Origin of the sequence: Flavobacterium sp., from assembly GCF_965277525.1 — a bacterium.
Lineage (GTDB): Bacteria > Bacteroidota > Bacteroidia > Flavobacteriales > Flavobacteriaceae > Flavobacterium.
Map to the genome: position 1 here is coordinate 592359 of NZ_CBDIDC010000002.1, position 15947 is coordinate 608305.

16 protein-coding genes are annotated in these 15947 nt (G+C 33.0%); 8 read left to right on the forward strand and 8 right to left on the reverse strand.

Annotated elements, in window-relative coordinates:
* Positions 1–49 precede the first annotated feature (49 nt).
* The 7 genes from ACQY44_RS04645 to ACQY44_RS04675 all read left to right on the forward strand — a co-directional run bounded on the left by ACQY44_RS04645 (position 50) and on the right by ACQY44_RS04675 (position 6940).
* Positions 50–1636, forward strand: coding sequence for a sensor histidine kinase (locus ACQY44_RS04645; RefSeq protein WP_428229233.1), 1587 nt, complete (start codon positions 50–52; stop codon positions 1634–1636).
* A gap of 3 nt (positions 1637–1639) precedes the next feature.
* A complete protein-coding gene (locus tag ACQY44_RS04650; protein ID WP_428229234.1) occupies positions 1640–2356 on the forward strand; it encodes a response regulator transcription factor in 717 nt (238 codons plus the stop codon).
* 774 nt (positions 2357–3130) lie between these two features.
* The gene (locus tag ACQY44_RS04655) at positions 3131–3724 is read left to right on the forward strand and encodes a hypothetical protein (RefSeq protein ID WP_428229235.1); all 594 of its coding nucleotides are present in this window, start codon (positions 3131–3133) and stop codon (positions 3722–3724) included.
* Between the two features lie 3 nt (positions 3725–3727).
* A complete protein-coding gene (locus ACQY44_RS04660) occupies positions 3728–5119 on the forward strand; it encodes an RtcB family protein (protein ID WP_428229236.1) in 1392 nt (463 codons plus the stop codon).
* A gap of 12 nt (positions 5120–5131) precedes the next feature.
* Positions 5132–5740, forward strand: a complete 609-nt coding sequence (locus tag ACQY44_RS04665) for a hypothetical protein (RefSeq protein ID WP_428229237.1) — start codon at positions 5132–5134, stop codon at positions 5738–5740.
* Complete coding sequence (gene prfH / locus ACQY44_RS04670; protein ID WP_428229238.1) at positions 5728–6417, forward strand: peptide chain release factor H; 690 nt, start codon at positions 5728–5730, stop codon at positions 6415–6417. The genes ACQY44_RS04665 and prfH overlap by 13 nt, the downstream gene beginning before the upstream one ends.
* On the forward strand, positions 6404–6940 hold the full coding sequence (locus ACQY44_RS04675; RefSeq protein WP_428229239.1) for a tetratricopeptide repeat protein: 537 nt from the start codon (positions 6404–6406) through the stop codon (positions 6938–6940). The genes prfH and ACQY44_RS04675 overlap by 14 nt, the downstream gene beginning before the upstream one ends.
* A gap of 350 nt (positions 6941–7290) precedes the next feature.
* On the opposite strand, the gene ACQY44_RS04680 is transcribed toward ACQY44_RS04675, so the two are convergent.
* The 7 genes from ACQY44_RS04680 to ACQY44_RS04710 form a co-directional block, all read right to left on the reverse strand.
* Positions 7291–8034 (reverse strand): acyl-[acyl-carrier-protein] thioesterase, encoded by a 744-nt coding sequence (locus ACQY44_RS04680; RefSeq protein ID WP_428229240.1) that lies wholly within the window; start codon positions 8032–8034, stop codon positions 7291–7293.
* A 54-nt stretch (positions 8035–8088) separates the two neighbouring features.
* Positions 8089–9009, reverse strand: a complete 921-nt coding sequence (miaA, locus tag ACQY44_RS04685) for a tRNA (adenosine(37)-N6)-dimethylallyltransferase MiaA (RefSeq protein WP_428229241.1) — start codon at positions 9007–9009, stop codon at positions 8089–8091.
* 152 nt (positions 9010–9161) lie between these two features.
* Entirely contained in the window at positions 9162–10001 is an 840-nt protein-coding gene (locus tag ACQY44_RS04690) for an ion transporter (RefSeq protein WP_428229242.1), read from the reverse strand.
* Positions 10002–10031: 30 nt separating this feature from the next.
* Positions 10032–11393: an exonuclease domain-containing protein gene (locus tag ACQY44_RS04695; protein ID WP_428229243.1), complete on the reverse strand. Its 1362-nt coding sequence runs from the start codon at positions 11391–11393 to the stop codon at positions 10032–10034.
* Positions 11394–11477: 84 nt separating this feature from the next.
* On the reverse strand, positions 11478–12137 hold the full coding sequence (locus ACQY44_RS04700; protein WP_428229244.1) for a YggS family pyridoxal phosphate-dependent enzyme: 660 nt from the start codon (positions 12135–12137) through the stop codon (positions 11478–11480).
* A 12-nt stretch (positions 12138–12149) separates the two neighbouring features.
* Positions 12150–13043, reverse strand: coding sequence for a 3-hydroxyacyl-CoA dehydrogenase family protein (locus tag ACQY44_RS04705; RefSeq protein ID WP_173973183.1), 894 nt, complete (start codon positions 13041–13043; stop codon positions 12150–12152).
* An 89-nt stretch (positions 13044–13132) separates the two neighbouring features.
* On the reverse strand, positions 13133–14098 hold the full coding sequence (locus tag ACQY44_RS04710) for a Gfo/Idh/MocA family protein (RefSeq protein WP_428229245.1): 966 nt from the start codon (positions 14096–14098) through the stop codon (positions 13133–13135).
* Positions 14099–14241: 143 nt separating this feature from the next.
* Between ACQY44_RS04710 and ACQY44_RS04715 the strand changes: the two genes are divergently transcribed.
* Positions 14242–14883, forward strand: a complete 642-nt coding sequence (locus ACQY44_RS04715) for a protein-L-isoaspartate(D-aspartate) O-methyltransferase (RefSeq protein WP_041518722.1) — start codon at positions 14242–14244, stop codon at positions 14881–14883.
* A gap of 27 nt (positions 14884–14910) precedes the next feature.
* On the opposite strand, the gene ACQY44_RS04720 is transcribed toward ACQY44_RS04715, so the two are convergent.
* On the reverse strand, positions 14911–15918 hold the full coding sequence (locus tag ACQY44_RS04720) for a helix-turn-helix domain-containing protein (RefSeq protein ID WP_428229246.1): 1008 nt from the start codon (positions 15916–15918) through the stop codon (positions 14911–14913).
* Positions 15919–15947: the final 29 nt, after the last annotated feature.

Consider the following 15947-nt stretch of genomic DNA (forward strand, 5'->3'; position numbering starts at 1 on the left):
TTGGTTAATGTATTATTTAGTATATTGTTAAAATATTAATTTTGTTTCGATGAATAAATTATTTTTTAGAATACTTGTTTTACTGATGAGTTTGTCCCTGATAGGGATTATTCTGGTACAAGTTTATTGGTTCAATTCCTCGTTCAAAAACAATGATGAACAGTTTAAATACCACGTTACACAAGTAATTGGTAATGTCGCTGATAAACTGGAGCAACAAGAAGAATACAGTTTTTATGACAAGTACAATCGTATTAAAGACAGTACTGGTAAAACTCCAAAAAAAGAAGATTTGTTAGAGGTTCTTTATGTTCAGAGAAATACAAAAACAAATAAAACTATAGTATATTCTAATACGCTTACATCTGAAGATTACGATATAAACGGTTCACTTTTTAATAAAAAATTTAATAGTGAAAGATTTAAAAATTTTAGTTCTAAAAGAGTAACTGAAGTTTATAACAACAATAACGGAATCGATAATAATAGTTTAGGACAAAGTATTATTCCGGATCTTAAAATTGAAAAATCAGGTAGTTTAGACATTCTAAATAAAGTTCAGCAGCAAATTCAGTATAAAGATATTGCTTCTTTGACTCCTATAGAAGGGAGAATTACAAAAGATAAACTTCAAAAACTTTTAAAAAAGGAATTAGAAGAATATGGTGTAAATACCAAGTTTGAATTTGGCGTTCTCAACAGTGGACTTGCAACGAAGGTAAAATCTGATGGTTTTCATTATGATAAAGATGCAAGTTATCACATACCAATATATACTGATAATGAAGGAAATAGTAAATATGAATTATTCATTACTTTCCCTCATAAAAAGAAATTTTTATTGTCTGAGTTGTTGAGTATTACAATATTGTCAATAATTTTTACATTGATTATAATAGTGGCGTATACAAGTGCGTTGAATCAATTACTACGTCAAAAGCATATTTCTGAAATCAAGACAGATTTTATAAATAATATGACGCATGAGTTTAAGACTCCAATTGCAACCATAAATTTAGCACTTGATGCCATAAAAAATCCTAAAATTATTGAGGATAAAGAAAAAGTATTTCGATATCTGCAAATGATTAGGGATGAGAATAAAAGGATGCATGCTCAGGTTGAAAACGTTCTTCGTATTTCTAAATTAGAAAAAAGAGAGTTAGATATTACAAAAGAGCCAACTGCAATTCACGATATAATCGATGATGCAATTGAACACGTAAATTTAATTTTAGAAGATAAACACGGAACTGTTGTAAAGCATTATAATGCTGCAAGAACAACCTGTTTGATTAACGAAGTGCATTTTACAAACGTATTGGTTAATATTTTAGAAAATGCCATAAAATATTCGCCTGATATTCCTGAAATTGAAATTTTTACGGAAAATGTTAAAGACATGATTCTGATAAAAGTAAAAGATAATGGTCTTGGTATGAGTAAAGTGGCTCAAAAAAGAGTTTTTGAGAAATTTTACAGAGAGCACACCGGAGATTTACATAATGTAAAAGGACATGGTTTAGGCCTTGCTTATGTAAAAAGAATAGTAGAGGATCACAATGGTCAAGTATATGTTGAAAGCGAAAAAGGAAAAGGTAGCACCTTTATAATAAAAATACCATTAATAAATTAAAATATGGAAAATAATAACAAAAGAATACTTTTAGTAGAAGATGACCTTAATTTTGGGGCAGTTCTTAAAGATTATCTAATGTTAAATGACTTTGAAGTTACTTTAGCTAAAAACGGTATGGAAGGTTTCGAGAAGTTCAAGAAAGATGTGTATGATTTATGCATTCTTGACGTAATGATGCCTTATAAAGATGGTTATACTTTAGCCAAAGAAATTAGAGAAAAGAATAGCGAAGTGCCAATTATCTTCTTAACGGCGAAATCGATGAAAGAAGATGTGCTAAAAGGATACAAAGCCGGTGCTGATGATTATTTGAATAAACCTTTTGATTCAGAAGTTTTATTGATGAAAATCAAAGCTATTATTCAAAGAAAATCTGCGGATACAAAAGCGGAACAAGTTCAGTTTGAGTTTAACATTGGTAAATTCCACCTGAATTCTAAACTTAGATTTTTAACGTTCGAAAATGACGAGCCAATAAAATTATCTCCAAAAGAGAATGAATTGCTTAAAATGTTAATTCTTCATGAAAATGATTTAATGCCAAGAGAATTAGCTTTAACTAAAATCTGGAGAGATGACAACTACTTTACTTCAAGAAGTATGGATGTTTACATCGCTAAACTTAGAAAATACCTAAAAGCTGATGAAGATGTTGAAATCCTTAACATTCATGGTGAAGGTTTCAGATTAGTTGTTAAAAGCAAAGTTTCAGAATAAACAAAATTCACAAAAGAAAAGCATTAAGCTCTGAGAAATCAGGGCTTTTTTTATGCTTAAAAATCATTGCAAATCCGCTTAATTTGCAAAATCTTCGTACCATTAACAGCAAATAAGCCACAATCTTGTTATCTCGATCACAGGGAGAAATCACATGAGTAACTCAACAAAGATTGGAATTTGGAATTTAAAATGTTGGAAATTTAATTTGCTATAAGGTTTTAGTTTTCAGATAGATAATTCATTTTATAGCACTTACAAGATACGTGGATTATTTTTTACACGATTTTTCTTTAAAATAATTTGGAAAATCAAAAAAGTATTCTGAATATTTGCACACGAAAAAAGTAATAACCCTTTAATAAACGAAGAAAAATGTCTGTATTTACATTATCATCTCAAAGCTTCACATCAAATAAATTTGGTGCAGCGCTTCTTCGTGGCTTATTTCAATCTTAGAAATTCAATTTTTAGATATATAAAAAAGCCCGAAGACATTAGTTTCGGGCTTTTTTTATTCTAGACACTTCAAATTTTCCCGAATAATCGATTTTATTATTTATCCTCACGGATAAAATGTTATGGCCAGTTTGGCTATTAATTTAATGCACTATAATTTTTTATGGAAAATTATACAGCAGAGGAGTATGCTTTGTGCTCCCGCTTTAAAATAAAAGAGCAAAGAAAAGATTAGTAAAAGAAGATTTTGAAAAACAGTTAATTCAGTTAAGAAAGCTTGAAGTTGAACTCTGGAAAAAACGGCAAGAATTACCATTGGTTCCTTTAGCAGTTCCTTATCAAAAAGGCTGGCAACGCAATTTTGTATTACGAGAAGATATAGCAAGGTCAAACGAATCATCTTTTTACAAAGTATTGCTGGAAAAGATAAATACAGTGCAATTCTCTTCTGAAAAGTCTTTTAAGAAAAAGAAAAAACGAAAGAGAAAGCATGTATATGTTGAAAAGCTTCAGGCAGTAAAAGAGTTTTCTGAATCAGAGTGGAGAAGTCCAAAACTAACATTGACGGAAAAAGAAAAAACGCATTTTTATAAAAGAGAATGTTGGTGTCCTAATTGTAAACGCTATAAAATTCATTATGTATTTAATGAACCCTGGCGTTATGTAATGCGCGTTAGGCCCAATATGATAACGCATACGAAAATGGTTGATGCAGTTTTGGAAAGTGAAATTCAGATTTTGGACAATTACATTACTAATCTTAATCTACGATATAAAATAAACAAATTAGTAGATGGTTTTTCATATCGTAACCGGTATTATCAAAATGAAAATCCGAGAGAGAGAAACCCAATTAAAAATAAAAATCTGCATATGTTGTATCAACAATATGTAGACGAAACGATATAGATCATGGGAAATAAATTATCCGGAAAGGACTTAATTAAATTAGGCTTTCCAAAAAATAATTCAATAAATATTGCCTTAGGGCAAATAAACAGATACAGAAAAAGAGAGAAAAAAGACTCTATTCTAACAGAAGCGAAAGACGTTTTACTTCATCCGGAAAAGTTTGAAGGACACGGAACCTGGGGAAAAGTCGCTGAAGGATTGATAAAACCAGTTCAGGTCAGAATGCACCAACTGAAAACAACAAGGGTTCCTTTTACCATTTTTGGAGAAAACGAAATTGACGAACAAGCAAAGTTTCAATTGTATGATTCTTTAAAATTACCAATTTCAGTTGCCGGAGCTTTAATGCCAGATGCGCATTCAGGTTATGGTTTGCCCATTGGGGGCGTTTTAGCAACAGATAATGCCGTTATTCCGTATGGAGTTGGTGTTGATATTGGTTGCCGAATGAGTTTGTCGATTTTCGACTTACCAGCTTCGCATTTTAAAGGGAAAGAACATCAATTACAGGCAATTTTAAAGGATAATACCAAATTCGGAATGAATGAAACACATGCAACGAAAGCCGATCATGACGTTTTTTATAAAAGCGAGTTTCAGGATATTCCACTATTAAAAAATCTTCTGCCAAAAGCCTATAAACAATTAGGAAGTTCCGGTGGAGGAAACCATTTTGTAGAATTTGGTGTCGCAAAAATTGACAATCCGGAAAATGAATGGAAGTTAGGAGTTGGGGAGTATTTTGCCGTTTTATCGCACAGTGGTTCTCGTGGTTTGGGTGCAAATATAGCCAAACACTATACGTATCTCGCAACTAAGCAATGTCCGCTGCCTAAAAACGTTCAGCATTTGGCTTGGTTAGATCTAAATACGCACGATGGTCAGGAATATTGGTTAGCGATGAATCTGGCTGGAGAATATGCAAAAGCCTGTCACGATGATATTCACAGAAGAATTTCCAAAGCGATAGGAAAGAGAGTAGTGGTAACAATTGAAAATCACCACAATTTTGCCTGGAAAGAAATGGTAAACGGACAAGAATGTATAGTGCATAGAAAAGGTGCAACTCCTGCTGCTGAAGGTCAATTGGGAATCATTCCGGGTTCAATGACAGCTCCGGGATATATAGTGAAAGGAAAAGGAAATGCAGCGAGTTTAAACTCGGCTTCACATGGGGCGGGACGTTTATTTTCAAGAGCGAAATGCAAAGCTACTTTTACGCAAAGTGAAATCAAAAAAGTATTAAAAGCGAATGATGTAACCTTAATTGGCGGCAATATTGATGAAGCACCAATGGCGTACAAAGACATTACAAAAGTAATGGGAAATCAAACGGATTTGGTTGAAGTTCTGGGAACTTTTACTCCAAAAATTGTTAGAATGGACCGATAAAAAAGTAAGATTATGAAAAGGTTTCAGGATGAAAATAAATTTTTAGGAAGTTATGATTACGAGATTTTGGTAAAATGCCCAAAATGTGAATCCAAATCATCGGTAAAAAGACAATTTGATAAGGATTGTAAATGTGGTAAATGTACCATACAGGTTTTTGAATGCAAAAAATGCTTTCATAAATTAGAAGAGCTGGTGAGTCAATATGTCGCTTATGGAAAACCATATTGTAATAAGTGTTTTAAAAAATTTGAATTCGAATCTCAAGTATTAAAAGAGATACCGGAAAAATATAAAACTAAATGTCCACATTGTAATTTTCAGGAAGAATGGAAACCGAAAATTCGTGAAATTCTGCAGAAACCAAAAGATGATGGATTAAAGAAGGATAGATGGTTCAATTTGACACTTTGGTTTCAAAAAGAAGTCAGCGGAAATATTTTCTGGGCTTATAATGTAGATCATATTCAATATTTAGAAAGATATATTGAAGCAGGTTTGCGAGAACGTAATTCGAAAATAAATTTTTCAGCAAGTTTAGTGGCTCGTTTACCAAAGTTTGTAAAAGCAGCAAAGAATAGAGAAAAGCTGTTAAAAATAGTAGAAAAATGGAAAGAATAATTCAGATAACAGCGGGTCGGGGACCTGCGGAATGTACTTGGGTGGTTGCCCAGGTACTTAAAAAAGTACTAGACGAAGCACAGGATCAAGGTTTAGAAACTATGTTGCTCCAAAGAGAGGTTGGTCATGAAAACGGAACGATAGAAACGGCAACAATTGCTGTAAAAGGGCAAAATGCCGTGACATTTGCTAATTCCTGGATTGGAACCGTTCAATGGATTGGCCAGAGTCAGTTTAGGAAAATGCACAAACGTAAAAATTGGTTTATTGGCATATTTGAGATTAAACCGCAAAAAAATACGTCGATTTCAGAAAGTGATATTCAGTATCAGGCAATGCGGAGTTCCGGTGCTGGCGGACAACATGTTAATAAAGTGAGTTCGGCAATTAGAGCTACACACATTCCAACCGGAATTGCAGTTGTTGCCATGGATAGCCGTTCGCAACACCAAAACAAAAAACTGGCAACAGAAAGATTACTAAAAAAATTAGAAGACGAAACACTTCAGCAACTTAAAAACCATGTTAGTGAACAATGGGAAAATCAACTGAATATTCAGCGTGGAAATCCTATTCGGGTTTTTAGCGGATCTGACTTTAAAAAGAATAAAGTCGAGAAAAGTTACAAAGGAACACGTCAGAAATTAAAAACAGATTTACGAAATGAAAACAATTGATAAATACTTATTTCAGGCTTTGGATAATTATCCATATTCGCTTGAAGAAACAATAGAATCCTTAGATTATGCATTTTCTTATGATGCAAAAAATACCATGGTTTTGTGTTTATACGGAAGAATTCAGGCAGAACAATTGTGGAATTACGAAGAGGCAAAGTCTTATTTTCAGGAAGCTTTGGCTATAAATATTCATGCGCTTGAAGTATATCCGTATTACATTCAGACTTTAATATTAAATGAAGATTATAATGAAGCTCAAAAACTGATTGATTTTGCTCTAACCATAAAAGGAATTAATAAATCTGAAATTTATGTAAAGAAGGCAATTCTCTTTGAAGTGAAGCAGGAATTTAAAAATGCATTGGCGGCAATTAAAGAAGCAAAACTTTGTACTTTACAGTTCACTTTTGATTCTGATATTACTGAAGTCGAGAAAAGAATTAAAGGCAAAATTGATTTGATTGAAAAGAAAAAGAAACCTAAAAAATCTGAAAAAGATTCAAATAAAAAATCAAAATAATTTTGATATGAAACAAAAACGATGCAAAATTGCATCGTTTTTTTTTTTTTTTGCCACGAATTGCACGAATTAGCTCGAATTTTTATAAAGTAACATTTAGTTATTTCTGTCCGTTTGATCTTTGGATAAATTACATTTTTTCAGCTAATTCAAAAAAAATCTTAATCTGACTCGTGTAGTCCCTACGGGACATTTTACCAGACTATCTTAATTTTTGCTACCGACATTTAACTCCTAACGGAGTATCAAATATAGATTTTATAAGGGTATCTCGTAGAGATTATATGTCAGTAGCGTTTTATCAATACAATAGAATATGTCCCATACGGACAACACACAATATTTAATAATTATTTCCAGTGTAATTCTAAAGCAAAACAAGTTTTTTCGCCTTTTGTAATACTAAATCTGGTTGTGTTTTGACCATCTTCACTTTCATGAATGACAACTTTATCTTTCAAAGATAATTCTTTCATGAAATTCATTTCAAAGCTTTTTACTTCTTGTTTCAGGATTCTTTTTTCATCCACATGATCCAGACACCATTCCAGATACTTGACATTATTCACATGATTTACAATATCTAAATCTGATAAATAAACTGTTTTTTCGAAAATGGCTTCTTTTTCGTGATTAATGTTGATTTTTGAAAACCCTTCGTTTGTAGCCCTGTTATGAGGATACAATTCAAAATGTTTGTAGGGTAAAGCCAAAGGTTCCGGACGACGTGATTGCGTATTAAAAACGGCCCAATAGGTTTCGCAGCCTACGATCTTTTTTCCGTTCACATACATTTCAAGGGCACGGACAGAACGGGAATTTTCTAAACTATTGATCCATGTTTTTACCGTTACTACATCTTGCCATTTTGGTAACGCGGTAACTTCAACACGCATGCGGCTTAAAACCCACGCCTGATGAAACTCCTGCATGTCAAAAAAACTAATGCCGCCAACTTCAGAATGTGCTGCAGCGGTTAATTGTAAAATATTACATAAATCTGTATATTTTAAAAAGCCATTAGGCGTGCATTGCGTGAAATTTATTTCCCAGTCTTTGCTTAAAACTGATGTAAAATTGGGTGATATAGGCATTGGCAATATTAGATTTTAGATTAATTTAGAAAATAGAAAATAGAAAATAGAGTTTTATTTTAGTGAATTTTCGACATAAGCTATGATTTCTTTTCTATTCGTTGCGTAATCAAACCATTTGGTGGCTTCATTTCTTTTGAACCAGGTAAGTTGTCTTTTGGAAAAACGGCGGGTATTTTTCTTGATTTCCTCTATAGCAAAAGGCAATGAGAAATCTCCTTCAAAATAACTAAATAATTCTCTATAACCCACAGTTTGGAGCGCATTTAACACTTTGTTAGGATAGAGTATCTTAGCTTCTTCCAGTAAACCTTCATTCATCATACTATCGACACGCTGATTGATTCTGTCGTAAATGATTTGTCTTTCAGCTTCCAAACCAATTAAAACAGGATTGAAATTTCGATTGTTTTTCTTTTGATTTAAAAAAGAAGAATAGGGTTTTTGAGTTCCGATACAAACTTCGACAAAACGCATCATTCTTTGAGGATTTTGAAGCGTTTGAGGATTCTCTAAGGCTATTTTCTGATAATAATCGGGATCTAGTTTTGTTAATTGCTCTTGCAGATATTCAATTCCAAGTTTTTCATAGTTCGCATGTACTGCAGAACGTACTTCAGGGTCGATTTCTGGAAATTCATCAAATCCTTTTAAAATGGCATCAACATACAAACCTGAACCGCCAATAAGAATAGCAAAATCATTGTTTTCAAATAATTCTTCTAATTTGTTTAATGCTTCTTTTTCGTAATCGCCAACAGTATAATTTTCGAAAATAGATTTATTTTGAATAAAATGATGTGTTGCTGCTTGTAATTCTTCCTGATTGGGAACTGCGGTACCAATGGTCATCTCCTTAAAAAACTGACGGCTGTCACAAGATATTATTTCGCATTTAAAATGTTGGGCCAGAGCAATACTCAAGGCTGTTTTGCCTATAGCTGTTGGTCCGACGATGGTGATTAAGTGTTTCATATTTTTTAGCCCGGATGGGAGTGAAAACCCCTGACTTATATTGGTTAGTTTTTTGGGATGAAAGAGCGACTTTAGAAGCTTCTTTTATGCCATTAAAAAACAACAAATATTAAGGAGGAGTTGGAATGTACAGCCGGAAATAGCTCCTTAAATTAATTATTAGATAATTCGCTTCCGCATTCATGACAGTATTTTGCGCTGTCAAAATGTACTTGCGAATTGCACTTTTTACATGTTTTTCGGGTACTTACAGCACCTCCTTTTAGACTGCTTTTGGCAAATTCTGCCGTAACGATTCCTGTTGGTACAGCAATAATTCCGTAACCTAAAATCATTACCAGCGCTGCGATAAATTGCCCTTGTGGTGTTTGTGGAGAAATATCTCCATAACCAACAGTAGTTAATGTAACGATGGTCCAGTAAATGCCCATTGGAATACTGGTGAATCCTGATTCTTTACCTTCTACCAGATACATAATTGAGCCTATAATTATGGTACTTATAAGAACAAAATAAATGAAAACGAGAATTTTTTCTTTACTGGCTTCAATAGCTTCCCGAAGTTGTGCAGATTGATGGGATATTTGTGGAATATGTAGAATTTTGAATAATCGGAAGAATCGTAATGCTCTTACAATAGATAATATGCTTGCTCCCGGAAAAAATATAGACAAATACATAGGTAAAACAGCCAGTAAATCAATGATTCCGTAGAAACTAAAAACATATTTTACTGGTTTTTGAATCGAGATTATCCTTAAGATATATTCGATTGTAAAAAATACGGTGATGACCCACTCGCAAATTATTAGCTGTGAATGATATTTTTGATTGATTCCCTGAACGGTTTCCATCATAATCAAAATGACGCTCAGTAGTATTAGTCCCAATAAAACTAAATCAAACATTCGTCCTAATATGGTGTTGGTACCATAAAGAATGATTTTGACCTGTTCTCTGAAGATTTGGTATTTTGATTTCATTTTTTTCATATTCACGAAGATAATGAAAGTTTTCGTTTGTTAAAAATGAAGAATTTTAAGGGATTTGCTTTTGCGAATATAATTCTGAATTATGTTTTTTACATCGCGATTGTGCGGCATAGGAATTAAGATATTTTTTAAAATATCAATATTGGTAATCTGATAATTTAGATCATAAAATGCATATCCTTTGTAAATCCCTTCTTCAATTAGTATGGCGCTTCTTTCGTTGATATTTCGACCTTTATCAATTAGAATCATACTTTTATTATCGAAACTGTTTTCAGTTATAAATTGTTGCACTCTGGCATTGTATACTTCAGGAGTGATTTCTCCGATACAAGCACCGTCGCATTCTTTTATTTTATATTGAAAACACTCTTTTTTACTTTGATACAATCCTGTTAGCTTTTGGCACAAATGGTATTTTGTTGTGAATCTGAAAAGCGCATTTTTACCTTCCTGCAAAGTGGCGAAGGATGTAATTTCTTTTTTACGACCGTCTGCTTTTTCAAGCTTTAGGTTTATATATCCGTTAGCATCTTTTTCAGCATATAAAGCATATTGAAAAATCGTTTTTCGTCCGGAACGATTGTATCGTGGTCGGTTTATTTTTATTTCTTCGCTTTCTTTCAGTAAGGCTATTAATTCACTTCCCGTTTCATCATAAGTAATGGTAAAAACTTCGGTCTGAATTTTTTTGCTTTTCGTTGTAATTCCGGTAAAATGCTGATTGACTCTTTTTTTTATATTTTGGCTTTTACCAATATAAATTAGTGTACCACCTTCATTATAGATATAATAAACACCAGTTTTGGCAGGCATTTGGGATAAAAGATCTAAAAATTTTGGAGCAATTCCTTTCTCTACCTCTAATTTTATAAAGTCTTTTACAATGGTTTTTTCTAAGTCTTTTTCCAAAAGCATTTTGAACAACTTTGTTGTTGCCATTGCATCGCCACTGGCACGATGTCTGTCTGCCATTGGAATTCCGAGTGCACGCACCAATTTTCCTAAGCTATAAGATGGTTGTTCGGGAATCAGCTTCTTTGCAAGTTCTACGGTACAAAGAGTTCTGGCTTCAAAGTCATACCCTAAACGTCTGAATTCTGTACGTAATATTCTGTAGTCAAAAGAGGCATTATGTGCTACAATAATGCAATCAGAAGTGATTTCGATAATTCGTTTGGCAACTTCGAAAAATTTAGGAGCGGAACGCAACATAGCATTATTGATTCCGGTTAATTTCACCACAAAAGGCTGAATCGGAATTTCGGGATTGACAAGGCTAATGAATTGGTCAATTACTTCATGGCCATCAAATTTATAAATAGCGATTTCAGTAATTCCTTCTTCGTTAAACTGGCCTCCAGTAGTTTCTATGTCTAGTATTGCGTACAAATTCAGTATTCAGTCTCAGTTTTTAGTATTCAGTTGTTTGTTGAGACGCACGGCAGTGTGTCTAACTATATTTGGTTTTGAAAATTAACGGCCTCCAAAGATGCTGCTTCCAATGCGAACCATTGTACTTCCGCATTCAATTGCTAATTGATAATCGCCAGACATTCCCATAGAAATAGTTTTCAGATCGCAGTTTTCAGTTTTCAGCTCTTTAATCGAATCAAAAATTGATTTTAAATGTGTAAATTCTTTTTTAATCTGGTTTTGGTCTTCTGTAAATGTTGCCATTCCCATTAATCCTAAGATACGAATGTTTTTCAATTCTTTGAACTCTGGAGAAGATAATAATTCATTTAATTCGTTTTCGTCTAAACCAAATTTAGATTCTTCTTCGGCAATATATATTTGAAGCAAACAATCAATAATTCGATTGTTTTTTAAAGCATGCTTGTTGATTTCCTGTAATAATTTCAAACTATCAACACCATGAATTAAACTCACAAATGGTGCCATAAATTTTACTTTATTCGATTGTACATGACCAATCATGTGCCATTGAATGTCTTTTGGCATTTCTTCGTACTTATCAGTCATTTCCTGGATTTTATTTTCTCCAAAAATGCGTTGACCGGCTTCATAAGCTTCCATTAAATCAGAAACAGGTTTTGTTTTAGAAACCGCGACGAGAGTTACATTTTCCGGTAAACCAGCTTTAATTGTATTTAAATTCGATTGTATCGACATGGTATCTCCTTTTTATGAAAGAATAAATTGCTTAGAGATTTTCTCCGCTTTTTTACTTTCACTATAATCATAAAAGCCTTCACCGGATTTTACTCCTAATTTTCCGGCCCTAACCATATTTACTAAAAGTGGGCAAGGAGCATATTTTGGGTTTTTAAAACCTTCATACATTACATTTAGAATAGCTAAACATACATCAAGGCCAATAAAATCAGCTAATTGAAGCGGCCCCATTGGGTGTCCCATTCCTAATTTCATTACAGTGTCGATTTCATAAACGCCGGCTACTTTATTGTATAACGTTTCGATGGCTTCATTTAGCATAGGCATCAAAATTCTATTGGCTACAAAACCAGGATAATCGTTTACTTCAACAGGAGTTTTTCCTAATTTTTCAGATAAATCCATGATGATTTTAGTGACTTCATCGCTGGTGTTGTATCCGCGAATGATTTCGACCAATTTCATAATTGGCACCGGATTCATAAAGTGCATTCCGATGACACGTTCAGGATGTGCCACTACGGCTCCTATTTGCGTAATAGATATGGAAGAAGTATTGGTTGCTAAAATGGTATTATGAGAACAAGCTTCGTTTAATTGTTTAAAGATATTGAGTTTTAGTTCCACATTTTCTGTAGCCGCTTCGACAACTAAATCAACACCAACAACGCCATCCTTTATGTCAGTATATGTAATAATATTGGTGATCGTTTTTGCCACGTCTTCCTGAGTAATGGTGCCTTTAGATAACATTCGGTCTAGGTTTGCAGCAATAGTTGCCATTCCTTTGTCTAATGATTTCTCAGAAACATCAATAAGTTTTACAGTAAAACCACTTTGTGCAAATGTATGAGCAATTCCGTTACCCATTGTTCCTGCACCAATTACAGCTATAGTTTTCATTTAATTTTGTATTTGTATTTTAAAAGTTAAGGTTTAAAGTTACCTCGAAGTATACTTTAAACCTTAAAAATAATGAGTTTATTTTTTTGTTATTTATCAAAACAATCTATAATCTGATAAGCTACTCTTAATGCATCTGTAGCTTGTTCAAGCGTTACAACCGGAATAGTGTCTGTGTTAATTGCGTTTGCAAAAGATTCTAATTCGTCCAGAATGGCATTGTTTTGCTCTACATCAGGATTGGTAAAATAGATTTGTTTTTTTACACCTTCGGCATTTTGCAGGATCATATCAAAATCTCCTGGAATTTCAGGAGCATCTTTCATGCGAACCACTTCACATTTTTTTTCCAGAAAGTCAACTGAAATATAAGCATCTTTTTGAAAGAAGCGTGTTTTACGCATGTTTTTCATTGAAATTCTACTGGCGGTTAAATTCGCCACACATCCATTTTCGAATTCAATTCGTGCATTGGCAATATCGGGAGTATCACTGATTACTGAGACCCCACTGGCATGAATATCTTTTACTTTTGAATTTACAACACTTAGAATAGCATCAATATCGTGAATCATCAAATCCAGAACTACTGGAACATCTGTTCCACGCGGATTAAATTCAGCTAATCGATGTGTTTCTATAAACATTGGATTTTCGATCATGTTTTTCGTAGCAATAAACGCGGGGTTAAAGCGTTCTACATGACCTACCTGACCTTTTACATTGTGCTCTTTGGCTAAAGCAATAATTTCTTCTGCTTCATCAACAGTATTGGCAATTGGTTTTTCTATAAAGATATGTTTTCCGGATTTGATAGCCACTTTAGCGCATTTATAGTGCGAAAGTGTTGGAGTTACAATATCAATGACATCCACAGCGTGGATTAATTTTGCAATAGTACTGAAGTTTTTATAACCGAATTCTTTTGAAATTCTTTCGGCATTTTCTTGATTTTCGTCGTAAAATCCAACTAATTCGTATTGGTCAGATTGTTGTAATAAGCGTAAATGTATTTTACCAAGATGACCAGCACCTAAAACTCCTACTTTTAACATGAGAATGTATTTTAAACAAAAATATAATTTATTTGTTGAAAGTAAAAGTGAATGCAATAAAGATTTAGCGATTTAATAATTAAAAATCAATATTTGATTTCCTATTTACTTTCTTATTTTTGCCAAAATAAAATCTACCCATTTTGAAAGACACTGCCAAACATCAAGGACTTCGTAATCAATTAGTAAGCACTTTAGAGCAAAAAGGAATTACCGATAGAGCAGTTTTGGATGCGATAAAAAAAATCCCAAGACATCTTTTTTTGAATTCTAGTTTTGAAGATTATGCTTATCAGGATAAGGCTTTTCCTATAGGAGCTGGTCAAACAATATCACAGCCGTATACCGTTGCTTTTCAATCGCAATTATTAGAAGTTAAAAAAGAGCATAAAATTTTGGAGATTGGTACCGGTTCAGGTTATCAAACTGCCGTTTTATGTATGTTGGGGGCTAAAGTATTTAGTGTGGAAAGACAAAATGAATTGTTTAAAACAACATCTAATTTGTTTCCAAAATTAAATATTCGTCCTAAACATTTATCTTTTGGCGATGGTTACAAAGGGTTGCCAAGTTATGCACCGTTTGATAGTATTATTGTTACTGCAGGTGCCCCCTTTATTCCTCAGCCCTTAATGGCACAATTAAAAATAGGAGGAAGGCTGGTTATTCCGTTAGGAGAAGATGTTCAGATTATGACCTTGTTAATTCGTAAGAACGAAACACAGTTCGAAAAACATGAGTTTGGAGAATTTAGATTTGTTCCTTTGTTAGAAGATAAAAATTAAAATGAAAGCCCATTGAGTTGGGCTTTTTTATTTTGAAACCAATTCGATTGCCCGCATGAGGTTTTCCTTTTCAATGCGAAGAATGTAATTGATAAAAATAGATTTATCGTTTGTGTTTTGAAATTGTTCTAAAACGAACCTATATTCATGTATGCTTTCTTCATTTGCTTGTATTGTTGCAAATACGTAGCCATTTTGGAGTAAAATCCAATTCATTAAAACATTAGCTATTTGTACATTTCCATTTTCAAACGGACTAAGAGTTATGATTTTCAGATGTGCTTCAGAGGCCAACAGTATCGGATGCAGGCTATTTTTATTGGCTTCAAACCAATTAAAAAATAAATTCATTTCCCGAATTATTATTGGGTCATTTTTGTATTTTCCTGAATTTTCTGGTTGTATTCTTTTAAGGATTAAATTATGAATAAGGAGAAAATCCTTTTCTGTAAGAGGTACTTTCTTTTGATTTATATCTTTAATATAGGCTATGGTTTCCTGAAGGTTAACCGCTTCAAGGTGTTCTTGCATGCTTTTTCCGGGAATAGTTAATCCTTCATTGATTACCGATTTAGTTTCCTGAAACGTCAATGAATTTCCGTTAAGACGATTGCTTTCAGAAATGAATTCCAATTCTAATATCTTAGAAATTCGATGCAGGTCAAAATGTTCAAAACTTTGAATTTGTTTTTTTAAAATTTCAATTTCATCTAAGATAACTTGAATGGTCGATAAAACGGAGGAACTTATTGTTTTTGTATTGTTTTGAATTTCTTGTTCAGCAAGAAGCAATGCTTTTAAAGCAAATTCTTCATTGCCAATTTCATATAATACTTTTTCTTTAAGCCAAGTGATCATTAATGTTTCAAAATCAATTTCCAAAAGCTGAGAAAGTTTTGAAATCTGATCTCGGGTTGGTTTTCTGGTTCCACTTTCAAATTTGCTTATTAATGCCTGATCAATACCAAGAATTTGAGCCACTTCACGGGTCTTTAATCCTTTTTGTTCTCTTGCATTTTTAAGAAGTATTTTCATTATTGAAGTTATTTAATGTCTTGACAAAT